Source organism: Streptomyces sp. DvalAA-14, from assembly GCF_900091855.1.
GTDB lineage: Bacteria > Actinomycetota > Actinomycetes > Streptomycetales > Streptomycetaceae > Actinacidiphila.
In genome coordinates, this window is sequence record NZ_FMCH01000288.1 from 1 (window position 1) to 1727 (window position 1727).

The window sequence follows — 1727 nt, forward strand, 5'->3', positions numbered from 1 at the left end:
TACGTCACCCCGCTGGTCCGCAAGCTCGCCGCCGAGAACGGCGTGTCCCTCGGCTCGGTGCGCGGCACCGGTGTCGGCGGGCGGATCCGCAAGCAGGACGTGCTCGCCGCCGCCGAGGCCGCGAAGGCCGCCGCCGCTGCCCCGGCCGCCCCCGCGGCCGCCGCTTCGCCGAAGGCCGCCCCCGCGGTGTCCCCGCTGCGCGGGCAGACGGTCAAGATGACCCGGATGCGCAAGGTCATCGGCGAGAACATGATGAAGGCCCTGCACACGCAGGCGCAGCTGACCACCGTGGTCGAGGTGGACATCACCCGGATCATGAAGCTGCGCAACCAGGCCAAGGAGGCATTCGTCGCCCGCGAGGGCGTGAAGCTGTCCCCGATGCCGTTCTTCGTCAAGGCCGCCGCCCAGGCGCTCAAGGCGCACCCGGTGATCAACGCCCGGATCAACGAGGACGAGGGCACGATCACCTACTTCGACTCCGAGAACATCGGAATCGCGGTGGACTCCGAGAAGGGCCTGATGACCCCGGTCATCAAGGGCGCCGGCGACCTGAACATCGCCGGTATCGCCAAGAAGACCGCCGAACTGGCGGGCAATGTCCGGGCCAGCAAGATCACCCCGGACGACCTGGCGGGTGCCACCTTCACCATCAGCAACACCGGTTCGCGCGGTGCGCTGTTCGACACGGTCATCGTGCCGCCGAACCAGGCCGCCATCCTGGGTATCGGCGCGACCGTCAAGCGCCCGGTGGTCATCGAGACCCCCGAGGGCACGGTCATCGGCGTCCGGGACATGACGTTCCTGGCGCTCTCCTACGACCACCGGCTGGTGGACGGCGCCGACGCGGCCCGTTACCTGACCGCGGTCAAGGAGATCCTGGAGGCCGGCGAGTTCGAGGTCGAGCTGGGCCTGTAGCCGCCTGCCACGGCGTCCGGCGCCCCCGTCCCGGCACCTCCGGGACGGGGGCGCCGCCGTATCCGCGGCGGCGCGGGGGGAGGCACGGTTGCTTCCCCGCCGTATCGTCTGTTCCACGCAAACCGGAAGGAGTGCACCCGATGGCCGCTGGCGCAGTTCAGCCCGCCGAAGCCCGGCACCTGGTCGTGCACAGCCTGCGCGAGCAGATCCGCGAGCACATTCTCGAAGGGATCGTCAGCGGGCGGTGGCAGCCGGGCGAGCGGATCGTGGAGCGCCGGATCGCGGTGGAGCTGCAGGTCAGCCAGACGCCGGTACGGGAGGCGCTGCGCGAGCTGGAGACGCTGCGGCTGATCGAGTCGGCGCCGAACAAGGGCGTGCGGGTCCGCAATCTGACCGCGGCCGATCTCAAGGAGAGCTATCCGGTGCGGGCCGGGCTGGAGCAGGTGGCGGCCGAGCTGGCCGCCGGGGCGCTGGCCGACGACCCCTCGGCGCTGGAGCGGGAGGTCGCCGCGCTGCGGGCCGCCGACGCGGACCTGGACGACGAGGCGCAGGTGCGACACACGGTCGCCTTCCACCACGAGCTGGTCCGGGCGGCCGGCAACGCGGTGCTGCTGCACAGCTGGGAGTCGCTGGGCATCGAGGTGTGGACGACCTTGTCGATCCGCTGGCTCAGCCCGGCGCCGCGGGCGTACGCGGCGGAGCACCAGGACATCGTGGACGCGTTCGTCCGGCACGATCCGGCGATCTGCGCCTTGATCAAGTCCCACGTCCTGAGCTGCGCCCCCCAGGTCTGACCCACCCCCGTGGCCGGC

Annotated in this window: 2 protein-coding genes; both read left to right on the forward strand. The window is 71.5% G+C overall.

What is annotated here, in order from left to right; translation table 11 throughout:
* The coding region (sucB, locus tag GA0115240_RS14650; protein WP_093737119.1) for a 2-oxoglutarate dehydrogenase, E2 component, dihydrolipoamide succinyltransferase at positions 1–915 on the forward strand (915 nt) is incomplete at its 5' end.
* Positions 916–1055: 140 nt separating this feature from the next.
* Complete coding sequence (locus tag GA0115240_RS14655) at positions 1056–1709, forward strand: GntR family transcriptional regulator (RefSeq protein ID WP_093737120.1); 654 nt, start codon at positions 1056–1058, stop codon at positions 1707–1709.
* Positions 1710–1727: the final 18 nt, after the last annotated feature.

Bases quoted from the DNA above. Each gene is read 5' to 3' on its own strand.
- GA0115240_RS14655 (WP_093737120.1), top strand. From the start codon at position 1,056: ATGGCCGCTGGCGCAGTTCAGCCCGCCGAAGCCCGGCACCTGGTCGTG.